18 protein-coding genes and 2 pseudogenes are annotated in these 22,799 nt (G+C 74.7%); 8 read left to right on the plus strand and 12 right to left on the minus strand.

The genetic code is table 11. From position 1 onward, the window contains the following. The 3 genes and pseudogenes from GPJ59_RS16400 to GPJ59_RS16410 all read right to left on the minus strand — a co-directional run. Positions 1 to 664: pseudogene (locus GPJ59_RS16400) on the minus strand (apolipoprotein N-acyltransferase); the annotation flags it as partial. A 133-nt stretch (positions 665 to 797) separates the two neighbouring features. Further along, positions 798 to 1,310, minus strand: coding sequence for a hypothetical protein (locus tag GPJ59_RS16405; RefSeq protein ID WP_219667886.1), 513 nt, complete (start codon positions 1,308 to 1,310; stop codon positions 798 to 800). Between the two features lie 130 nt (positions 1,311 to 1,440). Further along, the gene (locus GPJ59_RS16410; RefSeq protein ID WP_308120329.1) at positions 1,441 to 2,481 is read right to left on the minus strand and encodes an FAD-dependent oxidoreductase; all 1,041 of its coding nucleotides are present in this window, start codon (positions 2,479 to 2,481) and stop codon (positions 1,441 to 1,443) included. Positions 2,482 to 2,715: 234 nt separating this feature from the next. Between GPJ59_RS16410 and GPJ59_RS16415 the strand changes: the two genes are divergently transcribed. After that, entirely contained in the window at positions 2,716 to 3,369 is a 654-nt protein-coding gene (locus tag GPJ59_RS16415; protein WP_219667888.1) for a TetR/AcrR family transcriptional regulator, read from the plus strand. On the opposite strand, the gene GPJ59_RS16420 is transcribed toward GPJ59_RS16415, so the two are convergent. Continuing rightward, positions 3,359 to 5,077 carry an ATP-binding cassette domain-containing protein gene (locus GPJ59_RS16420; protein ID WP_258024488.1) on the minus strand — a complete coding sequence of 573 codons (1,719 nt, stop codon included), beginning with the start codon at positions 5,075 to 5,077 and terminating at the stop codon, positions 3,359 to 3,361. The genes GPJ59_RS16415 and GPJ59_RS16420 overlap by 11 nt on opposite strands. A gap of 206 nt (positions 5,078 to 5,283) precedes the next feature. Next, a complete protein-coding gene (locus GPJ59_RS16425) occupies positions 5,284 to 5,682 on the minus strand; it encodes a cytidine deaminase family protein (protein ID WP_374200858.1) in 399 nt (132 codons plus the stop codon). 196 nt (positions 5,683 to 5,878) lie between these two features. Here GPJ59_RS16425 and GPJ59_RS16430 point away from each other — a divergent pair. Then, positions 5,879 to 6,172: pseudogene (locus GPJ59_RS16430) on the plus strand (CAP domain-containing protein); the annotation flags it as partial. A 166-nt stretch (positions 6,173 to 6,338) separates the two neighbouring features. Then, positions 6,339 to 8,819, plus strand: coding sequence for a DEAD/DEAH box helicase (locus tag GPJ59_RS16435; protein WP_219667890.1), 2,481 nt, complete (start codon positions 6,339 to 6,341; stop codon positions 8,817 to 8,819). Here the strand turns inward: GPJ59_RS16435 and GPJ59_RS16440 are convergent. After that, positions 8,788 to 10,185, minus strand: coding sequence for a glutamate decarboxylase (locus GPJ59_RS16440; protein WP_219667891.1), 1,398 nt, complete (start codon positions 10,183 to 10,185; stop codon positions 8,788 to 8,790). The genes GPJ59_RS16435 and GPJ59_RS16440 overlap by 32 nt on opposite strands. A gap of 259 nt (positions 10,186 to 10,444) precedes the next feature. Here GPJ59_RS16440 and melC1 point away from each other — a divergent pair, with 259 nt between their 5' ends. Together melC1 and melC2 are read left to right on the plus strand one after the other, a co-directional pair. Further along, positions 10,445 to 10,837 carry an apotyrosinase chaperone MelC1 gene (gene melC1 / locus GPJ59_RS16445; protein ID WP_219667892.1) on the plus strand — a complete coding sequence of 131 codons (393 nt, stop codon included), beginning with the start codon at positions 10,445 to 10,447 and terminating at the stop codon, positions 10,835 to 10,837. After that, positions 10,834 to 11,679, plus strand: a complete 846-nt coding sequence (melC2, locus tag GPJ59_RS16450) for a tyrosinase MelC2 (RefSeq protein WP_219667893.1) — start codon at positions 10,834 to 10,836, stop codon at positions 11,677 to 11,679. Before melC1 ends, melC2 begins: the two co-directional genes overlap by 4 nt. Here melC2 and GPJ59_RS16455 read toward each other — a convergent pair. Both GPJ59_RS16455 and GPJ59_RS16460 read right to left on the minus strand, forming a co-directional pair. Further along, positions 11,637 to 12,350: a response regulator gene (locus tag GPJ59_RS16455; RefSeq protein ID WP_219667894.1), complete on the minus strand. Its 714-nt coding sequence runs from the start codon at positions 12,348 to 12,350 to the stop codon at positions 11,637 to 11,639. The genes melC2 and GPJ59_RS16455 overlap by 43 nt on opposite strands. Continuing rightward, positions 12,347 to 13,936: an ATP-binding protein gene (locus GPJ59_RS16460; protein ID WP_219667895.1), complete on the minus strand. Its 1,590-nt coding sequence runs from the start codon at positions 13,934 to 13,936 to the stop codon at positions 12,347 to 12,349. Before GPJ59_RS16460 ends, GPJ59_RS16455 begins: the two co-directional genes overlap by 4 nt. Positions 13,937 to 14,042: 106 nt before the next feature. Here GPJ59_RS16460 and GPJ59_RS16465 point away from each other — a divergent pair, with 106 nt between their 5' ends. Both GPJ59_RS16465 and GPJ59_RS16470 read left to right on the plus strand, forming a co-directional pair. Then, complete coding sequence (locus tag GPJ59_RS16465; RefSeq protein WP_308120330.1) at positions 14,043 to 15,398, plus strand: cation:dicarboxylate symporter family transporter; 1,356 nt, start codon at positions 14,043 to 14,045, stop codon at positions 15,396 to 15,398. A 562-nt stretch (positions 15,399 to 15,960) separates the two neighbouring features. Continuing rightward, the gene (locus GPJ59_RS16470) at positions 15,961 to 17,709 is read left to right on the plus strand and encodes a S8 family peptidase (RefSeq protein ID WP_219667896.1); all 1,749 of its coding nucleotides are present in this window, start codon (positions 15,961 to 15,963) and stop codon (positions 17,707 to 17,709) included. An 88-nt stretch (positions 17,710 to 17,797) separates the two neighbouring features. Here the strand turns inward: GPJ59_RS16470 and GPJ59_RS16475 are convergent, their stop codons facing one another. After that, positions 17,798 to 18,547, minus strand: a complete 750-nt coding sequence (locus GPJ59_RS16475) for a (2Fe-2S)-binding protein (RefSeq protein WP_308120331.1) — start codon at positions 18,545 to 18,547, stop codon at positions 17,798 to 17,800. Between the two features lie 195 nt (positions 18,548 to 18,742). After that, on the minus strand, positions 18,743 to 19,990 hold the full coding sequence (locus GPJ59_RS16480; RefSeq protein ID WP_219667898.1) for an MFS transporter: 1,248 nt from the start codon (positions 19,988 to 19,990) through the stop codon (positions 18,743 to 18,745). 346 nt (positions 19,991 to 20,336) lie between these two features. Between GPJ59_RS16480 and GPJ59_RS16485 the strand changes: the two genes are divergently transcribed. Continuing rightward, positions 20,337 to 21,023: a GNAT family N-acetyltransferase gene (locus GPJ59_RS16485; RefSeq protein ID WP_219667899.1), complete on the plus strand. Its 687-nt coding sequence runs from the start codon at positions 20,337 to 20,339 to the stop codon at positions 21,021 to 21,023. Between the two features lie 22 nt (positions 21,024 to 21,045). Here GPJ59_RS16485 and GPJ59_RS16490 read toward each other — a convergent pair whose 3' ends face one another. Further along, positions 21,046 to 22,077 (minus strand): TolB family protein, encoded by a 1,032-nt coding sequence (locus tag GPJ59_RS16490; RefSeq protein WP_219667900.1) that lies wholly within the window; start codon positions 22,075 to 22,077, stop codon positions 21,046 to 21,048. 23 nt (positions 22,078 to 22,100) lie between these two features. Continuing rightward, positions 22,101 to 22,799: MFS transporter (locus GPJ59_RS16495; protein ID WP_219667901.1), on the minus strand; the 699-nt coding region annotated here is incomplete at its 5' end.

Consider the following 22,799-nt stretch of genomic DNA (forward strand, 5'->3'; position numbering starts at 1 on the left):
GGGCGGCGCCGAGCGGAGCGGCCACGGCGAGGGCGGCGACGGCGGCCGCGGCGCGGCGGGGCTGGTCGCGGACGGCGCGCAGGAGGGCGTACAGCCCGAAGCCGCACAGGGCGACCGCGAAGCTGAGCAGCGGTGTGCCGCCGACGGCCGCGAGCGGGAGGAGGATCCCGTCGGCCTGGCCGTAGGCGAGCTTGCCCCAGGGGAAGCCGCCGAACGGGACGCGGGCGCGCAGGGCCTCGCCCGCGATCCACACGGCGGCGGCCCACACGGGCCAGGCGGGCAGCCGGCTGACCAGGGTGACGGCGAGCCCGGTGAGGCCGATGAACAGCGCCTCGACGGTGGCCAGGGCCAGCCACGGCACCGGGCCGACCTCCTCGCCTGTCCACCTCAGCAGCGGCAGCAGGAAGCCGAGGCCGGCCAGCAGCCCGAGCCCGAAGCCGGCGCGCGCCCGGCGCCCGTACAGGCAGCCGGCGAGCAGGGCGAGGGCGAGGGGGGCCAGCCACCACCAGGGGCGGGGCGGGAAGCTGAGGTACAGCAGGACGCCGGCGAGGGCGGCGGCTACGGGGCGGACAAGGCGCTTCGGCCACGCCGTGCGGCGGGTCCGGGGGGCCGCCGGTTCGGCGGTGGGCCGGTTCTCGGCCGCGCGGGTGACGCTGCTGCTCATCTGCGGAGTGTACGTCCGCGGGCTGTGGGCATCGGTCACGGACGGGCCACGGACGGGCGACGGGCAGCGGGCGGGCGGTCCACGGGCGGGTGGTGGGCAGCGGACTGGCGGTCCACGGGCGGGCGGCGGGCGGTCAGCGGGCGAGGGTGGGCAGGTGGTCGCGGATGACCCGGACGGCGTTCTCGGCGTCGTCGACGGTGACCGTGAAGAGCTTGCCGTCGCCGAGCCGCAGCGCGACTCCCTCACCGCGGCGGACGATCACGGCGGTGCCCTGCTCGGGGCGCCAGCGCCAGCCCCAGCCGCCCCACTGGTGGGGGGTGACGGTCGGGACGTACTCGGCGTCGGCCACATCGGCGAGGAGGATGCGGCGCCGGGGCAGCCCCAGACCGCAGCGCACGACCAGCGCCTCGGCGTCGACGGTGACGGAGACGGAGACGAAGGCGAGGGTGCCGTAGAGGATGAGCAGTCCGGCGGCGAGGCAGCCCACCACGGCCATCACGAGGGGTGTGGCCCCGGAGCTCCAGCTGGAGCCGACGGCGAGGAGGATGCCGAGCGCGACGAACCCGGCGCCCGTGACGGCGAGCAGCCATTGGGCGCGGTTGGCCGCGCGGCCGGTCCAGAGCGGACCTGGGGGGTGATCCGTCATGTGCAGCAGCGTACTCACCTTCCGCACGCGCGCCAGGGCCTCTCGGCCACTTGGCGGGGGACCTCCGGCCTGCGCCTGCCCGGCGGGGCGGGGCGCAAACGGCCCCGCCCGCCGGACAGGGCTCCCCCGCTCAGCCGGGCAGCAGGCCGAGGACGGCGTCGCGCAGGGCCGGGCGGCGGGCGGTCGCGAACCGGTGCAGGGTGCGGGAGCCGAAGGCCACCCGCTGGGCGGTGCGCCGGCGCTCGGCGTCGTACGCGCGCAGGGCGGCCGGAATGCCGGTGCGGCCGTGGGCGGCGACGGCGCGGGCGAGGGCCTCGGCGTCGAGGAGCGCGGTGCAGGCGCCCTGGCCGAGGTTGGGCGTCATGGCGTGGGCCGCGTCGCCGACGAGCGCGACCCGGCCGCCGTGCACGAAGGCGGGCAGTGCCGGATGGAGGTGGCGCATCTCGTAACGGATCCAGCCGGCGGGGTCGGTCTCGGCGAGGATGCGCGGGATCGGGTCGTGCCAGCCCCCGAAGAACCCGCGCAGCTCGTCGGCGGTGGTGGCCTCGGGCACGGTGGCGTACCAGTTGGTGCGGCCCGGCTCGACCGGGGTCATGCCGAAGAACCTGCCGTCGCCCCAGGTCTCGCCGTGCAGCTCGGTCTCGAAGTCGGCGATCCCGATCCAGGCGACGGTGCCGACGTGGCGGGGGGCGTGGGACGGCCCGAAGCAAGTGGTGCGGACGGTGCTGTTGATGCCGTCGGCGCCGACGACGAGGTCGGCGTCGAACGCGCCCGGGTCGGTGACGCGCTGCCCGAAGGCGATGCCCGGACCGCCGCCCGGACCGCCGGGCCGGCCGAGCCGGTCGAAGGCGGCGACGAGGGCGTCGATCAGGTACGGCCGGGAGATCAGCAGCTCGGGGCGGCCCGCCCGGCGTTCGATGCGCTCCAGCGGGAGGGCGGCCAGGACGCTCCCGTCGGGGCGGCGGATACGGGCGCTGCGGTACGGGACGGCACGCTCGCGCAGGGCGTCGCCGAGGCCGAGCCGGTCGAGCGCGGACTGGGCGGTGGGGTGGATACCGAAGGCGGTGCCGTAGCGCTCGGGTTCGGGGCGCCGGTCCAGGACGGTGACGTGCCAGCCGGCCCGGCGCAGTCCGACGGCGGCGGCGAGGCCCCCGACCCCCGCTCCCACCACGACTGCCGTGCCTGCCTTGCCAGCCGTCCCTGCCTTGCCTGCGTGTGACGGGCTACCGGTCATGACTGCCCACTCCCCCCTTGTGTCGGCCTCGTGTCGGCGGTGCGTCCTGGGCCCGGCGGACGGATCGCCGCGCGGCGACCATCCCGACGGATCACCACAGCTGTGGTACTACGCCAGTGGTACCACAGCTGTGGTAGAACAGGCAATGTGACAGGCAAGGCGACAGGCAATGTGAATACGGATCGCAGGACCCGGCTGCGGGACGCGGCCATCGGGGTGCTGGCCGAGGCGGGCGGGCGCGGGCTGACCCACCGCGCCGTGGACGCGGCCGCGGGCGTGCCGCAGGGCACCGCCAAGAACTACTTCCCGACCCGGGACGCGCTGCTGCGCACCGTGGCGGAGCGCTGCCTCGAGCGGTACCGCGAGGTGGCCGACGCGCTGGCCGGCGCCGGACCGGGCCCTACCGACCGGGACCAGCTCGCGGCGCTCCTGGCGGGCCTGCTGCGCGACGTGGCCGGGCCCGGGCGCGCCCGGACGCTCGCCTACCTGGAACTCCAGGCCGAGTCCGCGCGGCGGCCGTGGCTCGCCGCCCTGCTGGACCCGATCGGCTCGGGCGACTTCGCCGCCCATGCCGGCCTGCTGCGGGCGGCGGGCCTCCCAGCCGACCCGGACCGGGTCCGCGCCCTGACCGTGCTCATGCACGGCGCCCTGCCGCACCTGCTGGCCGGGGCTCCGGCGACGCTGGCCGCGGCGGGGCTGGACGACCCTGACGCCTTCGCGCGGGGCGTACTGGCCGTCGTATGCCCGGCCGAGGGGCCTGCCGACGGGCCTGCCGACGGGCCTGCCGACGAGCGGGTGGAGCCGGGGACGGCGGTCACCGGCTGACGGCCGGCGCTTCGTACGCGGCCGGCGTCAGCTCCAGGTGGCGGCCGGTGAAGGCCGAGCGGAGCCGCCGGTCGTGGGTCACCAGGACCAGGGCCCCGGTGTAGTGGGCCAGCGCCGCCTCCAGGTCCTCCACCACCGACGGGGCGAGATGGTTGGTCGGCTCGTCCAGCAGGAGCAGGTCGAGCGGCTCCGCGACCAGGTCGGCCAGGTCCAGCTTGCGGCGCTGGCCCGCCGAGAGAGCGCGTACGGAACGGCCGAGATCGCCCGCCCCGAGCAGGCCGAGGCCGGTCAGCAGCTCGGCGCGCTCCGGCCCGAACACCTCCCGGACGGTGCGGGGTTCGTCGTACCGGAGGTCGTCCTGCCGGAACAGGCCGACCCGCGCCGGCAGGCGCAGCGACCCCTGGGCGCCGTCGATACGTTCACCGGCGAGGAGGCGCAACAGCGTGGTCTTCCCGGCGCCGTTGGGGCCGGTCACCAGGAGCCGGTCACCGGGCGCGAGCCGGAACGACACGGGCGCCAGGCGCCCGGACACCGCCAGTCCCTCGACCTCGACCTCGACCTCGACCTGCACGGCGCCGGCCGACGGCACCTCGGCGGGTCCGGCCCCGCAGGGCAGACCCCGGCCGTCTCTCGCGGGTCCGCCCCCGTCGGGTCCGGGTCCGGCCGCCGTGAACCGGCCGGTGAAGCGCAGCGGGACCGGGGGCGGCGGCACTGGGTTCCGGTCGAGCCGCTCCAGCCGTTCCCGGGCGTTGCGGATCCTGCCCATCGCGCCGTGGGCGCGGGAGCGGGCCCGGAAGGCCCCGGCCCCGCTGAAGCCGCGCGGCACCTTGCGCGGGATCGCGGCCAGGTTCCCGCTGTTCGAGGCGGCGAGTCGTGCGGCGCGCCGGCGCTCCGCGCACCATTCCTCGTACTCCCGCGCCCACCGGGTGCGTTCGGCCGCGAGCGCGGTCAGGTACCCGGCGTAGCCGTTGCCGTAGCGGCGCAGGGCGCGGCGGTCGTGGTCCACCTCCAGAACCGTTGTCGTGACGCGGTCGAGGAAGAGCCGGTCGTGGGTGACGGCGACGAGGGTGCCGCGGCGGGACGCCAGGTGCTCCTCCAGCCAGGCCACGGCCTCGTCGTCGAGGTCGTTGGTCGGCTCGTCGAGCAGGAGCAGTTCGGGCTCGGCGGCGAGTACGGCGGCCAGCGCGAGCCGGGAGCGCTGCCCGCCCGAGAGGGTGCCGAGGCGGCGGTCCGGATCGAGCGGGGCGCGCTCGCCGAGCCGGCGGAGCGTGGTGGCCACCCGGCGGTCGGCGTCGTGGCCGCCGCGCGTCTCGTAGGCGGCGAGCAGGCCGTCGTACGCCGTGAGCTCGTCGGGGCCGGCCCGGTCCAGGCCCGCCTCGGCGGCGCGGATCCGGCGCTCCAGGACGCGGATCTCGGCGAGCGCGAGGTCGATCGCGTCGCCGACGCGGGCGGCCGGGGGAAGGTCGAGGGTCTGTGCGAGGTGGCCGGTCCCGCCGGGCGCGAGCACGGCGACGGTCCCGTCGTCGGGGGCCTCGTGCCCGGCCAGCAGCCGGAGCAGGGTGGACTTGCCCGAACCGTTGCCGCCAACGACACCGACCCGCTCGCCGGGCCGGACCGTGCAGCTGACGCGGTCGAGGACGACGTGGGTGTCGTAGCGCTTGGTGACCTCGGACAGGACGATCTGGGTGGCTGCGGACAGAGTGCGCAAGGGCGGTTCCTTCGGTTCGACGGCGTGGTGGTGGGCGAGCGGGAGCGAAGCCCGCATGTGCGATCGAGACGAGTCGTCTCGTCTCGCTTCCCAGGTAGACCATAGGCCTTCCCCGAGGGGAGCGCAAGACGTTACGTCTCGCTAGAGGGGAGGGTGCGGACGGCGCAGGGCGGCCGGGGTGCCGGCAGCCGGCCGGGCCGGGCGGCTCAGATCTGGTGGTCGGCCCAGACGTATGTCTCGGGCAGGAGCTCCGCGACCGGCACCGCGCGCAGTCCGTCGCCGGCACTGCCGACGATCACCCGCACTCCGGGGTGCAGGTCGAGCAGGACCTGCCGGCAGCGGCCGCACGGCGGGACCACGCCCCGGTCGCGGTCGCCGACGGCGACGATCGCGACCAGGTCCTCGACGCCCTGGGTCGCCGCTGCGCCGAGCGCGACGAGTTCGGCGCAGGGCCCGCCGGTGAAGTGGTAGACGTTCACGCCGTGGACCACGCGGCCGTCCCGGGCCCGTGCGGCGGCCGCCATGGTGTGGTTGTCGCCGCGGCAGCGGGTGCGGGCCAGCTCGGCGGCGGCCGCGACGAGGGCGTGGTCCTCGGGGGTCAGCACGCCGGGACGCCGGCGAGCAGCTGGCCCTCGACGTAGCCCAGGGCGGCGGCGGGGAGTTCTGCCGGGCGCCCGCTGGCCAGGACGGTCAGGCCGCCGGTGCGCGGCAGCTCGGGCTCGGGGCCGACACCGAGGCGGCGCAGGGCCTGGAGGGCGACGGGCGCCGCCGAGCCGTGGTAGACGAGCGCCGCGCCGCCGGTCCGCCGCCCAGGGCCATTCCGACGACATGGCGGCCCGCGACTTCTTCGACCACACCAGCCCCGACGGCTCCGACCCGGGCACGCGGACCACCGCCGCCGGCTACCGCTGGTCGACGTACGGGGAGAACATCGCCAAGGGCCAGCAGACGGCGGCATCGGTGATGAACTCGTGGATGAACAGCTCCGGGCACCGCGCGAACATCCTCAACTGCTCCTTCAAGGACATCGGCGTGGGCGTCCACCAGGGGGCGGGCGGCCCCTGGTGGACGCAGAACTTCGGCGCCCGGATGTGACCGGGGGCGCCGTCCGGCGCGGCCCGGCCACCGTCCGGCGCATCCGGCCGGCCGTCCGGCGCGCCGGGCGGCCCCGTCCCGCCGCAACCTCCCCTCATGCTTCAAACTGGAGCTTGGATAGCTGCTGGAGCCGAACGAGCTGATCAGAGGGGGTGCACCGGAGCGGATGCAGAAGAAGGAGCTGCGGCCCCACCAACGGGAAGCCGTCGACGCCGTGGTGCGGGCACTGGAGCTGCCGGCCGGCGGGCGGGTGCCCGGGACGGGGCTGCGGACCCAGGTGATCATGGCCACCGGGTCGGGCAAGTCCCTCGTCGCCGTGCGCTCGGCCGAGGAGCTGCGGGCCGCCCGGGTGCTGGTGCTGGTCCCCTCCCTCGACCTGCTGGTGCAGACCGTGGCCGCCTGGCGCGAGGGCGGCCGGCCCGGCCGGATGTTCGCCGTCTGCTCGCTGCGCAGCGAGGACGCGGGCGTGCCCACCACCACCGACCCGGCCGGGCTGACCGGCTGGTGCCGCTCGGTGGAACGGGTCACGGTGTTCGCCACGTACGCGTCCCTCGGCCTGGGCATCCTGGAGCGCGCCCACCTCGCCGGCCTGCCCGGCTGGGACCTGGTCGTGGTCGACGAGGCGCACCGCACCTCGGGCCGGATCGGCAAACCGTGGGCCGTGGTGCACGACAACGCCCGGATCCCGGCCCTGCGGCGGCTGTACATGACCGCGACCCCCCGGGTGTGGCAGGACGGCGAGGAGGGCGCCGGGCGGGGTCAGGGCGAGCTGGTCGCGTCCATGGAGGACGATCCGGACGGCCCGTTCGGCGCCCGGTGCCACACGCTCTCCCTGTCGGAGGCGATCGACCGCGGGATCTGCGCGCCCTACCGGGTGGTGTGCGTGGACGTCACGGATCCGGAGTTCCAGGCGGCGGTGCTGCTCGGCGCAGACGGCCGGTCGGACGCGGTGCGCGGGGCCCGGCTGGCGGCGTTGCAGACCGCGGCGGTGCAGGCGGCCGCCGAGCAGGGGTTCACCCGGACGCTGGTCTTCCACCATCTGACGAAGGAGGCCGAGGCGTTCGCGGCCGGCCTGCCGGCGGTGGCGGCCCGGCTGCGCGCCGCCGGCCGCGCGCCGCGCAGCGGCTATCCCCGTACGGTGTGGGCGGACTGGCTGTGCGGGCAGCACTCGGCGGCGCACCGGCGCCGCGTCCTGGAGGAGTTCGCGAGCGGCCGGATCGCCGACAAGGCGTTCCTGGGCAGCGTACGGGTGCTCGGCGAGGGCGTGGACACCAAGGAGTGCGACTCCGTCTACTGGGCTGACGTCCGCGGTTCGATGCCGGACCTGGTGCAGGCGGTGGGCCGGGCCCTGCGCATCCACCCCGGCGAGGGGAAGGTCGCCTCGCTGGTGGTGCCGGTGCTGCTGGGGCCGGGCGAGACCGCGGAGACGATGCTGACCTCGCGGGCGTACGGAAGCCTGGCCCGGCTGCTGGAGGCGCTGCGCGCGCACGACACGCGCATCGTGGAGTCGCTCGCGCAGCCGCAGGCCCCGAGCGCGGCGCCCAAGGTTTCTGCCACCGCCGCCGGCGGGGCGATCAGCGCGGCGGCCCAGGGCCTGCTCAGCTTCGCCACCCCCCGCGATCCGGCGCAGCTGGCGGCGTTCATCCGGCTGCGGGTCCTCAACCCGGAGACCGCCCACTGGCGGCGCGGGGTGGAGGCCGCCCGGATCTACGCCGCCACGGCCGGGGACCTGAAGGTGCCGTTCGGTTTCAAGGTGCCCGCGGACGGCGGGCAGTGGCCGCCGGCGCTGGCCCGGTTCCCGCTCGGCCAGTGGATCGCCGACGTCCGGCGGGCCCACCGCCGGGGCGCGCTCGGCATGGAGCGCCGGGCGCAGCTGGACTCCCTCGGGATGGTGTGGAGCCACTTCGACGTGGCCTTCCAGGAGGGGCTGGAGGTGGCCCGGGCGTGGGCGGCCGAGCACGGGCACCTGCTGCCGCCGGCCGACGCCACGTGGAACGGCGCCCCGGTGGGCGTCTGGGTCAAGAACCAGCGGGCCGCGGCCCGCCGGGAGGGCCCGGGGGGTCTGGCGCAGGACCGCCGGGAGGCGCTGGAGGAGATCGACCCGTCGTGGTGCCCGGCCTGGGAGGTCTCCTGGCAGCGCGCCTTCCACCTCACCCGGGTGTACCTGGACGCCGGCGGGCGGCTGCCGGCGGCGTCCGGCGCGGTCGTCGTGCAGGGCGAGGACCTGGGGGTCTGGGTCCGCTCGCAGCGGCTGGGCTGGGAGCGGCTGTCCTGGGCGCAGCGGTGGCTGCTGGAGCACACGCTCGGGCTGACCCCGGCGGCCGAGGCGGAGCGGCCGAGGCCGCGGCGCAGCCATGCGGACGCCTGGGCGGCGGGCCTGGCCGCCGCCCAGGGCTTCCATGAACGCGAGGGCCACCTGCGGGTGCCGCGCGGTCATGTCGAGGCGGTGGGTGACCGGCAGGTCCGCCTCGGCTCCTGGATCGCCAACCAGCGCTCGCGCGCGGCCTCGCTCAGCCCGGAGCGCCGCGCCGCCCTAGACGCCATCGGCATGCGGTGGTCGGCCGTGCGGGGCGGCGCGGGGAACGGCGCCGAAGAGGTCGGGGACGGCGCCGGCGTCAGTGGTGGAAGCCCGAGCGCGAGGCGGTGACGGGCGACGGCGGCGGGGGCGCGGCCTTGAGGTGCTCGACGGCCCGGCGCAGGTCCTCGACGAGGAGGGCGATCTGGTCCCGGGTCACCCCGTGCCGGATCAGGACGCGCTGGATGACGGTGTCGTCGCGGTCGGCGGGAAGCGGGTACGAGGGCACCTGCCAGCCCCGCATGCGCAGCCGGTCGGAGAGGTCGTAGAGGGAGAAGCCCGCCGACCCGGGGTCGGTGAGCCGGTAGGAGACGGCGGGCAGGGCGCCCTGGCCGTCGTAGAGCAGGGTGAAGGGGCCCATGGCCTCGATCTCGCCCGCGAGGTACCCGGCGGTGTCGGCGCACACCTGGTGGACCCGCCGGTAGCCGCCGCGGCCGAGCCGCAGGAACAGGTAGTACTGGGCGATGACCTCGCCGCCGGGGCGGGAGAAGTTCAGGGCGAAGGTCGGCATGTCGCCGCCGAGGTAGTCCACGTCGAAGACGAGCTCGGACGGCAGCAGGTCGGCGGTGCGCCACACGATCCAGCCGACGCCGAGCGGTGCGAGCCCGTACTTGTGGCCGGACGTGTTGATGGACGCGACGCGCGGCAGCCGGAAGTCCCAGACGACGTCGGGGTGGAGGAAGGGGGCGACGAAGCCGCCGCTGGCCCCGTCCACGTGGATCGGCACGTCCCAGCCGGACTCGCGCTGGATCCGGTCGAGTTCGGCGGCGATCTCGGCGACGGGCTCGTAGGTGCAGGTGTAGGTGACGCCGAGGATGGCGACCACGCCGATGGTGTTCTCGTCGACGTACTCGGCGAGCTGGTGTGCCTGCAGGCCGGTCGCGCCCTCCTCCACCGGGACCTGGCGCAGCTCGACGTCGAAGTAGCGGGCGAACTTCTCCCAGCAGACCTGGACGGGCCCGCACACCAGGTTGGGCCGGTCGGTGGACTTGCCCTCGGCGCGCCGGCGGGCGCGCCAGCGCCACTTGAGGGCGAGTCCGCCGAGCATGGCGGCCTCGCTGGAGCCGGTGGTGGAGCAGCCGGCGCCGGGGCCGGACCCGGCCGGGGCGTGCCACAGGTCGGCCAGGATGTTGACGCAGCGCGCCTCGATCTCGGCGGTCTGCGGGTACTCGTCCTTGTCGATCATGTTCTTGTCGAGGCACTCGTTCATCAGCCGGTGGACCTCGTCGTCGGACCAGGTGGTGCAGAAGGTCGCGAGGTTCTGGGCCGCGTTGCCGTCGAGGAGCAGCTCGTTGTGGAGCACGGAGTAGACGACCGGGGCGGGCGAGGGCTCGTCGGGCATCCGGTTCTTGGGGAGGATCTGGCCGCTGAGCGGGGTGGCGAACACGTCCGTGGCGGTGTCGCGCATCCCCTCTTCCTTCGTCTCATGAAGAGGCATATCGGGACTATAGGGGACATGTTGCCGAATGGGCCGCAGTGCGCCTTCCGGTCGAGTCCGGCGCGCGGGTCCACTCATCGCCACCCTCGAGCCGATGAAATTTCTTTCGTCATGTAGGCTTTTCTCGAAAGATCTTCCCGTTCGGGCCACTGGAGCCGGTCCGGACGGGAAGATCTGCAAAATCGTTCAGGCGGCAACTTATCCGCACATGTCCGGATAGCGGTTACGGACCGTCATCGGGCTGATACTCCTTCGGCCCATGGACAAGATCTCCCGCCGTCGGGCGCTGGGGACGGCCGCCGGCGCGCTCACCGCAGTCGGCCTCGCCCGCACCACCGCCCACGCCGCCTCCGCTCCCGCCCCGATATCCGCCGGCCCCGCCACCGCCTCCGGCCCCCTCGACGAGGTCTACCAGGGCCGTCGCATCCAGATCGGCGCCGCGCACGGCGGCGGCCACCATGGCCACCACTCCCCCGGCTCCGCCGCCGTCCGCATCGACGGCCGCGAGCTGCACGTGATGCGCAACGCCGACGGCAGCTTCATCAGCGTCGTGAACCACTACGAGACCTTCCCCGACCTCCGCTCGCTCGCCCGCGCCGCCGTGCGCGAGCTCCAGGGCGCGCCGCTGCTGCCGTTCGGGGGTGCGGCATGACCGTCCGCAAGAACCAGGCCTCCCTCTCCCCCGAGGAGAAGCGCGCCTTCGTCGCCGCGCTGCACGAGCTCAAGCGGACCGGCACGTACGACCGGTTCGTCACCACGCACAACGGCTTCATCATGAGCGACACCGACCACGGCGACCGGGTCGGGCACCGCTCCCCGTCCTTCCTGCCCTGGCACCGCCGCTTCCTCATCGAGTTCGAGCAGGCCCTGCAGAAGGTTGACCCGTCGGTCGCCCTCCCCTACTGGGACTGGACGGTGGACCGCACGCCCCGCTCCTCCCTCTGGGCCGCGGACTTCCTCGGCGGCACCGGGCGGGCCCGCGACGGGCAGGTGACGGACGGGCCGTTCGCGTACGGCTCCGGCAAGTGGCCGATCGGCGTACGCGTGGACGGCCGCTCCTACCTGCGCCGCGCGCTCGGCTCCGGGGTCGCCCAGCTGCCGACCAAGGCCGAGGTCGACGCCGTCCTGGCCATGCCGGTGTACGACATGGCGCCCTGGAACAGCTCCTCCGGCGGGTTCCGCAACCACCTGGAGGGCTGGCGCGGCGCCAACCTGCACAACCGGGTGCACGTGTGGGTCGGCGGCCAGATGGCCACCGGGGTCTCCCCCAACGACCCGGTGTTCTGGATGCACCACGCCTACGTCGACAAGCTGTGGGCCGAGTGGCAGGCGCGGCACCCCGGCTCGACGTACCTGCCGGGAGCCGGTACCCCGGACGTGGTGGACCTGCACGACGTGATGCGGCCGTGGAACGACGTCACCCCGGCCGACATGCTCGACCACCGCAAGTACTACGTGTTCGACACCGAACCGGCCGCCGCCAGCCAGCGGTAGTGCAGTTCGGGGCGGCCCACCTGGCCGTACCGCGGGGTCCGGGCCGCCCGGCCGGTGTCCACCAGGTGCTCCAGGTAGCGGCGGGCGGTGATCCGGGAGATCCCGGCCGCCTCGGCCGCCCCGGCCGCCGTCAGCCCCTCGGGCGCCGACCTCAGCAGGGCGGCGACCCGGTCGAGGGTGGGGGCGCTGAGCCCCTTGGGCAGTTCGGCTGGGCGGGGCGCGCGCAGGGCCGCCAGCGCCCGGTCCACGTCGTCCTGGCCCGCCGCCTCGCCGGCCGTGGCACGGAACTCGGCGTAGCGCAGCAGGCGTTCGCGCAGGGTGGGGAAGGCGAAGGGCTTGAGCACGTACTGCACCACGCCGAGCGAGACGCTCTCGCGGACCACGGCGAGGTCGCGGGCCGAGGTCACCACGATCACGTCGACGGGGTGGCCGGCCGCGCGCAGCCCCCGGGCGAAGCGCAGCCCGTGGCCGTCGGGCAGCCCGAGGTCGAGGAGCAGCAGGTCGACCGGGGTCCGTTCCAGCACCCGGGCGGCCTCGGCGAGGGAGTGGACGGCGCCGACGGCCGTGAAGCCGGGGACCCGGCCCACGTAGAGGGCGTGTGCGGCGGCGGCGACCGGATCGTCCTCGACGACGAGGACCCGTACGCCGGGTCCGGGCGGAGTCGCGCTCATGCCGTCACCTCCCGGCGCAGCGGCAGCCGTACGGTGAACTCCGCGCCCCCGCCGGGGGCTTCGGTGGCCGACACGCTGCCGCCGTGCCGGTGCGCGGCCTGCCGGACGAGGGCCAGGCCGAGCCCGCGCCCCTCGCCCTTGCCGGACCAGCCGCGCCGGAACACGTCGGCGCCGGCCGGCAGCCCGGGGCCGTTGTCGGCGACCCGCAGCAGCAGGTCGTCGCCGTCGGGGCGGGCGGTCACGGCGATCCGCGCGCCCGGGGTGCCGGTGAGGGCGTCCACGGCGTTGTCGATCAGGTTGCCCAGCACGGTGACGAGGTCCCGGGCCGGCGGGATCGGGGCCCCCTCGGCCAGGCTCCGGCTGTCCGCGGTGACGACCAGTTCCACGCCCCGCTCGTGGGCCTGGGCCGCCTTGCCCAGCAGCAGCGCCGCCAGCACCGGTTCTCCGACGGCGGCGACCACCTGGTCGGCCAGCGCCTGGGCGAGTTCGAGTTCGGCGGTGGCGAACTCCACCGCCTCGTCGGCGCGGCCGAGCTCGATCAGCGAGACCACCGTGTGCAGCCGGTTCGCCGCCTCGTGCGCCTGGGAGCGCAGGGCCTGGGTGAAGCCGCGCTCGTGGTCGAGTTCGCCGGTCAGCGCCTGGAGTTCGGTGTGGTCGCGCAGGGTGACGACGGTGCCGCGGCGGCCGCCCCCGGCGACCGGCGAGCTGTTGACCACCAGGACCCGGTCGGCGGTCAGGTGCACCTCGTCGACGCGGGGCCGGTCCGCGAGCAGCGCCCCGGTCAGCGGGGCGGGCAGCCCGAGGTCGGCGACGCCGGTCCCGCGCACCTCGCCGGCGGGCAGCCCGAGCAGTTCCCGCCCGGCGTCGTTGATCAGGGTGACCCGGCGCTGCCCGTCGAGCATGATCAGCCCCTCGCGTACGGCGTGCAGGGCGGCCTGGTGGTAGTCGTACATGCGGCTGAGCTCGGTGGCGTTCATGCCGTGGGTGTGCCGGCGCAGCCGTGCGTTGACCACGTACGTGCCGATGCCGCCCAGCGCCAGGGCGCCGGCCGCGACCCACAGCAGCGAGGCCAGCTGGCCGGCGAGCCGGTCGCTGACGGCGCGCACGGTGATGCCGGCGCTGACCAGGCCGACGATCCGGCCGTCGTCGTCGCGCAGCGGGGTGACGACCCGGATGGAGGGGCCGAGGGTGCCGGTGTAGGTCTCGCTGAAGGTCTCGCCGCGCAGGGCGGGGGCGGTGTTGCCCATGAAGAGCTCGCCGATGCGGCGCGGGTCGGGGTGGGTCCAGCGCCGGCCGTCGGGGGCCATGATCGTGACGAAGTCCACCCCGGAGTCCCGGCGGACCCGCTCGGCGTACGGCTGGAGCGCGGCCGAGGGCAGGTCCGTGCGGACGGCCTGGCGCACGGACGGGGAGTCGGCGACCGCGCGGGCCACCGCACCGGCCTGGCGCCGGGCGGACTCCTCGGCCTGGGTGCGGGCGGTGGCGTAGGCGAAGAAGGCGCAGCCGGCGACGACGACCGCGACCAGCACGACCTGCATGGCGAAGAGCTGGCCGGCGAGGCTGCGCGGGCGGGGCAGGCGGAACATGGCGTTCAGTGTGCACCGGTGCGTGAACTCAATGAACGCAAGGGTGACCGGCGTCACAGGCTTCGGCGATGGTCTCCCGGAACGTATACAACACCCAGGAGGCACCGTGGCCGCCAGGCGCGACAGAACCCACTATCTCTACATCGCGGTGATCGCCGCGGTGCTGCTCGGCATCGTCGTGGGCTTCGCCGCTCCCGCCACCGCCGTGGAGCTGAAACCCCTGGGTACCGGCTTCGTCAATCTGATCAAGATGATGATCTCGCCGGTGATCTTCTGCACGATCGTGCTCGGGGTCGGCTCGGTCCACAAGGCCGCCAAGGTCGGTGCCGTCGGCGGGCTGGCGCTGGGCTACTTCATGATCATGTCCACCGTGGCGCTGGCGATCGGCCTGCTGGTGGGCAACCTGCTGGATCCCGGCAGCGGGCTGGACCTGACCGAGGCCGCGCGCAGTGCGGGTGCGGCGCAGGCCAAGGCGGGCGGCGCGAAGACCACCACGGAGTTCCTGCTCGGGATCATCCCGACCACGCTGGTGTCGGCGTTCACCGGGGGCGAGGTGCTCCAGACGCTGCTGGTGGCGCTGCTGTGCGGGTTCGCGCTCCAGGCGATGGGCCCGGCCGGCGAGCCGGTGCTGCGGGGCATCGGGCACATGCAGAAGCTGGTGTTCCGGGTGCTCGCGATGATCATGTGGGCCGCCCCGGTGGGCGCGTTCGGGGCGATCGCGGCGGTGGTCGGGGCGACCGGCATCGACGCGCTGAAGTCGCTCGCCGTGATCATGATCGGCTTCTACACGACGTGCGCGCTGTTCGTGTTCGTCGTGCTGGGCACCCTGCTGCGGGTGTGCACGGGGATCAGCGTGTTCGCGCTGCTGCGCTACCTGGGCCGGGAGTTCCTGCTGATCCTGTCCACCTCCTCGTCGGAGTCCGCGCTGCCGCGGCTGATCGCGAAGATGGAGCACCTGGGCGTGTCCAAGCCGGTCACCGGCATCACCGTGCCGACCGGCTACTCCTTCAACCTGGACGGGACCGCGATCTACCTCACGATGGCCTCGCTGTTCGTCGCCGAGGCGATGGGCAACCCGCTGTCGCTGGGCGAGCAGGTGTCGCTGCTGGTGTTCATGATCATCGCCTCGAAGGGCGCAGCGGGCGTGACCGGCGCCGGGCTCGCGACCCTGGCCGGGGGCCTGCAGTCGCACCGTCCCGAACTGGTCGACGGGGTCGGCCTGATCGTGGGCATCGACCGCTTCATGAGCGAGGCGCGGGCGCTGACGAACTTCGCCGGCAACGCGGTCGCCACCGTCCTGGTGGGCACGTGGACCAAGGAGTTCGACAAGGCCCGGGCGAGCGAGGTGCTGGCCGGGCGGCTCCCGTTCGACGAGACCACGCTGGTGGACGACGGCCACGGCGACGCGCCCTCCCCGGTCCCGGCCCAGCACACGGACGGCAAGGACGCCGTGCCGGCCTGAGCCGGACCACCCCTCAAAGCCTCCGCCGGCGGCCGGCCCACCCATCCGGCCGGCGGAGAGCCGGTACGCCGCCCCGCGCGCGAGGGCGGCGCACCGGGAAGCGGTCGGGTGGGGCACGCCCCCATGGTGCCCTGCCCGGCCGGCCCGGCCCGGTGGCCGCCCCTCCCGGCTGCCGGGCCCTTCCGGGTCTTCACGGACCCGCCTGCCGTTTCCGGGCCCGTCCGGCTTGCCGCGGACCCGCTGTTCCCGGGGCCTTTTCCGACTTGCCGCGGACCAACAGATTTCCGGTCACTTCCGGCCTTCCGTACGCTCTGCCACCCAACGGTCATTGACGCGCCGTCAGCCGGTCCGGAGCGCGGCCGGAAACCCACGGTAACCGTCGATTTTCAGCCACGCCTCCTCGAACCGACGTGCGCCGAAAGTTACTTCCCTCTCCCGGCCTGTGTCTGACATCTTGCGTCCACCACTCGTTTCGTACGCCCCGGTAGGTGCCACCAGCACCACCGGGGTCTCGGAGGACGCATTGATACCCCACATATCGGGCCGCCCCCGACGTGCTCTGGTGACGGCTGCGGCGCTCGGCGCCGCGCTGGCGATCGCGACGCCTGCGGCGTTCGCGACCGCGGGGCCCACCGGCCCCGCACCGAGCTCCCCCCGGGCCGCGGCGCCCGCAGCCCAGAGTGCGACCTGGGCCGCCGGCACCCGTGCCTACCTGGTGATCACCGCGCCCGGTGACACCTCGGCGGTACGCTCCGCCGTGACCGCCAACGGCGGTACGGTCTTCTCGTACTTCGACGCCATCGGCGTCATCGTGGCCCACTCCACCTCCAGCACCTTCGCCACCACCCTGCGCGGTGTCAGCGGCGTGCAGAAGGTGGGCGCCACCCGCACCTCGGACGTGCCGGCCGACGCCTACAACCCGGCGCTGCCCGCCAACCCGGCCCAGGCCGCCCCGCCGACGACCGAGCCGGTCCGCTCCGACATGACCCAGATCAAGGCCGACCAGGCCTGGGCCGTCACCACCGGCTCCGCCGCCGTGAAGGTCGGCATCCTGGACACCGGTGTGGACGACCAGCACCAGGACCTCGCGCCGAACTTCAACGCCGCCGACTCCGTGTCCTGCGCCTACGGCAAGCCCGACACCCGGGCCGGCGCGTGGCGTGACGTCGACCAGCACGGCACCCACGTGGCCGGCACGGTCGCGGCCGCCAAGAACGGCAAGGGCGCCATCGGTGTCGCGCCGGGCGTGAAGATCTCCTCGGTGCGCATCGCCGAGCCGAACAGCACGCTGTTCTTCGCGGAGAACACCATCTGCGGGCTCGTCTGGGCCGGTGACCACGGCTTCAAGGTCACCAACAACAGCTACTACACGGACCCGTGGCAGTTCAACTGCCCGAACGACCTCGACCAGGCCGCCATCCTGGAGGGTGTGGGCCGCGCCCAGAAGTACGCCGAGGGCAAGGGCTCGCTCCAGGTCGCCGCCGCGGGCAACGCCAACTACGACCTGGCCAACAAGACCACCGACACGTCGAGCCCGAACGACTCGACCCCGGTGACCCGCACCATCACCAACGACTGCCTCGACATCCCGGCCGAGCTGCCGGGCGTCGTCACGGTCGCCGCGAACGCCACCAACGGGACGTCCAAGGCGTCGTTCTCCAACTTCGGCCGCGACGTCATCGAGGTGTCCGCGCCCGGCGAGTCGGTCTACAGCACCGTGCCCGGCGGCAAGTACTCCTCGCTGAGCGGCACGTCCATGGCCTCCCCGCACGTGGCCGGCGTGGCCGCGCTGCTGGCGAGCACCAACCCGGGCTACACCCCGGCGGACATCCGCGCCAAGCTCGGCGAGCAGGCCACCGACCTGGCCTGCCCGGCCGACAGCCGCTGCACCGGCACCACCGCCAGGAACAGCTTCTTCGGCGAGGGCCGGGTCGACGCGCTGAAGGCGGTCGGCAGCACGCCGCCGCCCGGCAAGTACTTCGAGAACCAGTCGGACGTCGCGATCAGCGACAACACCACCGTCGAGTCCTCGATCGCCGTCAGCGGCGTGACCGGCAACGCGCCGGCCACCCTCAAGGTGGGCGTGGACATCAAGCACACCTACATCGGCGACCTCAAGGTCGACCTCGTCGCTCCCGACGGCAGCGTCTACAACCTGCACAACCGCAGCGGCGGCAGCGCGGACAACATCGTCCAGACCTTCACCGTCAACGCCTCCTCGGAGGTCGCGAACGGCACCTGGAAGCTCCGTGTGAACGACAACGCCAACGCGGACACCGGCAAGATCGACGCCTGGAACCTCACCTTCTGAGGTTCCGGCCCGGGCGCCGAAGGGGCCACCGGGGAGCGGCTGCTGCCGCTCCCCGGTGGCCCCGGCCGTTTCACGGGGCGCAGCCGTTTCACGGCCGGCGGGTACGCAGCACGCAGTCGCCGCACAGCCCGCCGCCACCGGCCGGCGCCCGGTAGTACAGGCAGCAGCTGCGCCGTACGAAGGCCACCCCGAGCCCCTCCTCGTGGACGAAGGCCCCGCTCCCGGCCAGCGGCCCGCCCTCACCGAGCAGTTCGGCGACCAGAGGAGCGGGCGGATGTGGCGGGGCGGGCAGCCGGTCCAGCAGCACCCGCAGGGCGCCGACCAGCGCGGAGGCCGCGTTGCCGCGCAGGATCCTGGGCGAGAGGGCGAAGCGGGCCGAGGCCGCCGCGTCGAGTTCCGCCAGGTTCCGGTCGAGCACGGTCCGCGCGAGCGCCCCGGCGAGCGGCCCCACCGCCGGCCGCGGCAGCGGCCCGGGCACCGCGGCCTCCGGCAACTCCCCTTGGAGTTCAGCCGGTTCGGGCAGCCAGAGTTCCAGCGGGCCCGCCTCCGGCAGCCGCCACCACACCCGGTCCGCTGCCAGGTCGGGCACCCGTCCGGCGAGCGCCGCGCAGCCGAGCCCGAGCGACCACAGCCGGGAGGCGATCCCCAACTGGGCGGTCGAGGCGGCGACCCGCGCGTCGGCGCCGCCGAGCCGCCGCCCCACCTCGTCGACGTAGGCACCGAGCGGGTCCGCGTACAGCCCGGTCAGTGGCCGGAAGCCCCCTCCCGGCGGCGTGTCCCCGGTCGGGACGTCGAAGAACGGGCCCACGGCGGCCAGTTCACGCAGTACCTCACGCACCTCAGGCCCCGTACCCGTCGTCGGGCAGGCCGCGGCCCGGCGTCCGGTGCCGTCCGGTGGCCGCGGGCCGGCCCCTCTCCCCCGTGCAGTCCATGCCCGGATCATGCCAGGCCAGGCCCGGCCGGCCCCGGCCGCCCCGCCCCGGCCTGCAGGGGCGCGGCCTCCGGGGCGGGGCGGCGGGGACCGGCCGGGCCGTCACGACGACGGGGCGGTGGCGTGTTCGGCGTCCCGGGCGGTGCGGGCGGCCTCGCGTTCGGCCCAGCGGACCGTCGGGCCCATGGCCCACGACGCCACCAGCAGGATCCCGCCCAGCAGCAGCCAGCCGGGCACGCCCCACAGCAGCAGCAGCGAGGTGAGCAGCAGCGGCCCGAGGGTCCGGGCGACCGGCACCCCGGTGCCGAAGAACCCCTGGTACTGGCCGATCTTCTCGGCGGGCGCCAGGGAGAAGCTGATCTGCCAGGACCCGGCGGACTGCTGCATCTCGGAGACCAGCTGGAGGACCGCGCCGACGACCAGCGCCACCGCCGCCAGCCAGGCCGCCGACGGCAGCGCCGAGAGAGCGAAGACCACGCAGGAGACCGCGATCAGCACCCCGGAGCTCCACACGGCCGCCTGGGCGGTGCGCAGGTCGGTCACCGGGCGGGCCGTACGCACCTGGAACAGCATCACGCCGACCGTGTTCAGCACGAACAGCGCGGACACCAGCCAGCCGGGGGCGTGCGTGCGCTCGACGATCCACAGCGGGATGGCCAGGCTCAGCAGCGGCATCCGCAGCAGCAGGACCGCGTTCAGCAGGGTGACCAGGGCGTACGGCCGGTCGCGCAGGACGGCCAGGCGGGGCTCCCCGGCTGCCCGCTGCTCGACCGCGGCGACGGCGGGCAGGCCCAGCAGGACCCCTGCGCAGACCAGGAAGCCCACCGCGTCCATGGCGAAGACCGCCAGGTAGGCCCCCTCGGTGTCCACGCTGAGCGCGAGACCGCCCAGGGTGGCGCCCAGGGCCAGTCCCGCGTTCAGCATCGACTGGAGGTGGGCCAGCACCCCGGTGCGCTCGGCCGGCTCCACCAGGCCCGCCAGCAGGGCCTGGCGGGCCGCCGCCAGCCCGCACTGGGCGGTCGCGTAGAGGCAGGCGGCGAGCAGGAACGGCCAGAAGGACCTGATGAAGAGGAAGGAGGCCACGGCCGCCGCCGTGGCCAGCGCCAGCAGCACGGAGGTGCCGCGCGGCCCGCGCCGGTCCGCCAGCGCCCCCAGCGGCACGCCGGCCACCGAGCCGACGGCCCAGGCGATGGTCAGACCGAGCCCGATCTGGGCGGGCGAGAGGCCGACCACCCGGGTGAAGTAGAGGGCCGAACACACGTAGTACGCACCGTCTCCGACGGAGTTGCTCAGCTGCGCGGCAGCCAGTCGGCGCGGTGCTCCGGGCGGAGGCAGGAAGCGTATGGTCATCGCCCCATGACAGCAGCCCCGATGGCCCGTGGGGCAGGTCCAATCGGCGACACGCCGGATGGGCCAATCCACGGGCTCGGGCGCCCCCGCCGGAGCCTCGTGGAACATCTCACATCGCCGCAGGTCAGCGAAGGTCTGGACGGTTCGGCCGAGGAGGCCGAAAATCGGTGTCGTGCCGTAGCTGTCAAGGGGGTTCATGAGAACCCGGTGACGAGTTACATTGAGCCACTCGCGTTCGTCGCGTTCACCTGACCGCCCGTTGCCTTTCATCCATGTTTTCCCCGCGCAGCGCGGTCCGGGGCGCAGACTGTTCCACCACCCATCATCCCGAAGGACCGAAGGCTCCGTGCCCGTACCCGTACCCCTCGCCGGCCGCTTCGTGCGGCTCGAGCCCCTCGCCCCCCACCACACCGAGGCTCTGGCCCTGGCCGGGGCCGAGGATCGTACGACTTACGCCTTCACCCCCGTACCCCACGGGGTGCAGGCGGCCCACGAGTACATCGAACGCGCCCTCGCCGATCAGGCGGCGGGCCGGTCGCTGGCGTTCGCGGTGGTCCGAGCCAAGGACGGCCGGGTGGTCGGCTCGACCCGGTTCCTGGAGCTGGACTACTGGCAGGGTCCGCTGGTCTGGCCGTCCGTGCCGGGCGTTCCGTACGGCGATCCGCTGACCGCGGTCCCGGACGCCGCCGAGATCGGCAACACCTGGCTGTCGCCGGGTGCCCAGGGCACCGGGATCAACACCGAGGCGAAGCTGCTCATGCTCCGCCACGCCTTCGAGACCTGGGGCGTACGGCGCATCTCGCTGCGCGCGGACGCCCGCAACACCCGCTCCCGGGTCGCCATGGAACGGCTCGGCTTCACCTGCGAGGGCATCCGCCGGGCCCATTCGCGGGGCCTGGACGGGGCGGTGCGCAGCACGGCCTTCTACTCGGTCCTGGACGAGGAGTGGCCGACGGTCCGCTCGATCATCGAGCTGCGCCTGTCCGCCCGCACCCCGCGGCGCCGGCGGCGCAAGACGCTGGTTCCCGCATAGGGCTGCCGTGGTCCGGCGCTGCTCAGCCGAGGAGCGCCGGGGCCAGGGCCGAGTCCAGCAGCCGGGCGGGGGTCCCGCCGCCGTCGGCCGGTACGGCGTACAGGTCGGCGCCGAAGTCGCCCGGGAGCGCGTACGCCACGGTGCGGTCGTCGGTCCACACCGCCTGGTCGTCGACGCTGCGCTGCTCGGCGAGCGGGGTCTCGGCGCCGGAGCCCAGGTCGAGGACGTGCAGCTGCCAGGGGGCCTCGGCGGGCCGGCCCGGCACCCGCTTCTTGAAGGCGATCCGGGTGCCGTCGGGCGACAGGGACGGGCATTCGACGTTCGTGCGCAAGGTGGTCGCCGTCCGGCCGGCGAGGTCGCCGCGGACCAGGTATGTCGAGCCGCCGGTCGCCAGGGTCGCGTAGAAGCCCCGCTCGTCGGGGGTGAAGGTGACGCCCCAGAAGTTCACGTCGACGGCCCGGTGCTCACGGCCGTCCTTGCGGATCGTGTAATCCTCCAGCGAGGCCTCCAGCCGGCCGGTGCGCAGGTCGAGGACGGAGGTCCGGGTGGAGAAGTCGGTGCCGGCGTAGCTGTCGCCGCCGACGAAGACCGTCCAGGCCACGAGGTGCCCGCCCGGCGAGACGCGGGCACGGGTGGGGATGCCGGCCAGCGGATGGGCGGAGACCTCGCGCAGGGCCGCGTCGAGGACGACGGCCCGGTAGCCGTCCTGGATCCCGCCCTTGACCGCCTGGAGGCAGATGCCGGTGCCCGCCGCGGCGTGGAAGCGCAGGCAGCTGATCCCGGAGGCGGTGCGCGGGCCGTCCGGCCGGGCGGCCGGCACGGTGGCGAGCTCGTCGCGGTGCGGCCCCCACGCCATGTTCCGGAACGCGATGCGCCGGCCGGCGGCGCGGTCGGCGGCCAGCGACACGGGTCCCTGGACGACCCGCGGGCCGCCGGCCTGTTCCTGGTCCTTCTCGTCCGCCCGGGCGCCGGCTCGTACGACGGCGGCCACGGCCACCGCGCCGAGCAGGACGGCGGCGGCGAACAGGACCAGGATGCGGCTGCGGAGGGTCATGGGGGGCATGGGGGTCATGGGGCTCATACGGTCCCTTCGGTGGGCCTGAGGGCCGCCGAGGCGGCGACGGCCGCGGCGAGCAGGACGGCGGCGAGGAGGAGCGCGGGCCGCGGCCCCCAGGCCGTCCAGGCCGCTCCGAAGCCGAGGGAGCAGCTGAACCGGGCCAGGGCCTGGCCCGTCTGGACCAGGGCCAGACCGCTGCCCCGGTGCTCCTCGGGCACGGCGCCGGCCGCGGCGGCCATCAGGACTCCGTCGGTGGCGGCGTAGAAGGCGCCGTGCAGGAGCAGCACGGCGTACGGCAGGTACGGCAGGGCGGTGTGGCCGCCGCCGGCCAGGAGCAGCCCGTAGCACAGGAGCAGGGCGGCGTGGCCGCCGAGGAAGACCGGCCAGCGCCCGATCCGGTCGGCGAGCCGGCCGAGCGGCAGGGCGAGCAGGAAGAACGCGGCGGCGGTGCCGAGCGGGAGCAGGGCGAACCAGCGGTCGGGCAGGCCGGTGGCGCGCTGGAGCAGCAGGAAGACGAAGGCGTCGCTGACCGTGCACAGGCCCAGCAGCAGGGCGCACAGCCCGATCCGGCGCAGGTCGCGGCCCCGCAACAGCCGAAGCGCTGCGCGCAGCGAGGGCCGGACCGATGCCCCGGCCGGGGCATCGGTCCGGTCCCCGGCGGCGGCCCGGGCGGGGCCGGGTGCGGAGGCGGGGGCGCGGGCAGGGCCGGGTGCGGAGGC

Source organism: Streptomyces bambusae, assembly GCF_019400985.1.
In the GTDB taxonomy this organism is placed as follows: domain Bacteria; phylum Actinomycetota; class Actinomycetes; order Streptomycetales; family Streptomycetaceae; genus Streptomyces; species Streptomyces bambusae_A.

Coding starts and splice junctions, on each gene's coding strand:
- GPJ59_RS16405 (WP_219667886.1), bottom strand. CDS start 1,310: ATGACGGATCACCCCCCAGGTCCGCTCTGGACCGGCCGCGCGGCCAAC.
- GPJ59_RS16435 (WP_219667890.1), top strand. CDS start 6,339: ATGCAGAAGAAGGAGCTGCGGCCCCACCAACGGGAAGCCGTCGACGCC.
- GPJ59_RS16440 (WP_219667891.1), bottom strand. CDS start 10,185: ATGCCTCTTCATGAGACGAAGGAAGAGGGGATGCGCGACACCGCCACG.
- melC1 (WP_219667892.1), top strand. CDS start 10,445: ATGGACAAGATCTCCCGCCGTCGGGCGCTGGGGACGGCCGCCGGCGCG.
- melC2 (WP_219667893.1), top strand. CDS start 10,834: ATGACCGTCCGCAAGAACCAGGCCTCCCTCTCCCCCGAGGAGAAGCGC.
- GPJ59_RS16455 (WP_219667894.1), bottom strand. CDS start 12,350: ATGAGCGCGACTCCGCCCGGACCCGGCGTACGGGTCCTCGTCGTCGAG.
- GPJ59_RS16460 (WP_219667895.1), bottom strand. CDS start 13,936: ATGTTCCGCCTGCCCCGCCCGCGCAGCCTCGCCGGCCAGCTCTTCGCC.
- GPJ59_RS16480 (WP_219667898.1), bottom strand. CDS start 19,990: ATGACCATACGCTTCCTGCCTCCGCCCGGAGCACCGCGCCGACTGGCT.
- GPJ59_RS16490 (WP_219667900.1), bottom strand. CDS start 22,077: ATGACCCTCCGCAGCCGCATCCTGGTCCTGTTCGCCGCCGCCGTCCTG.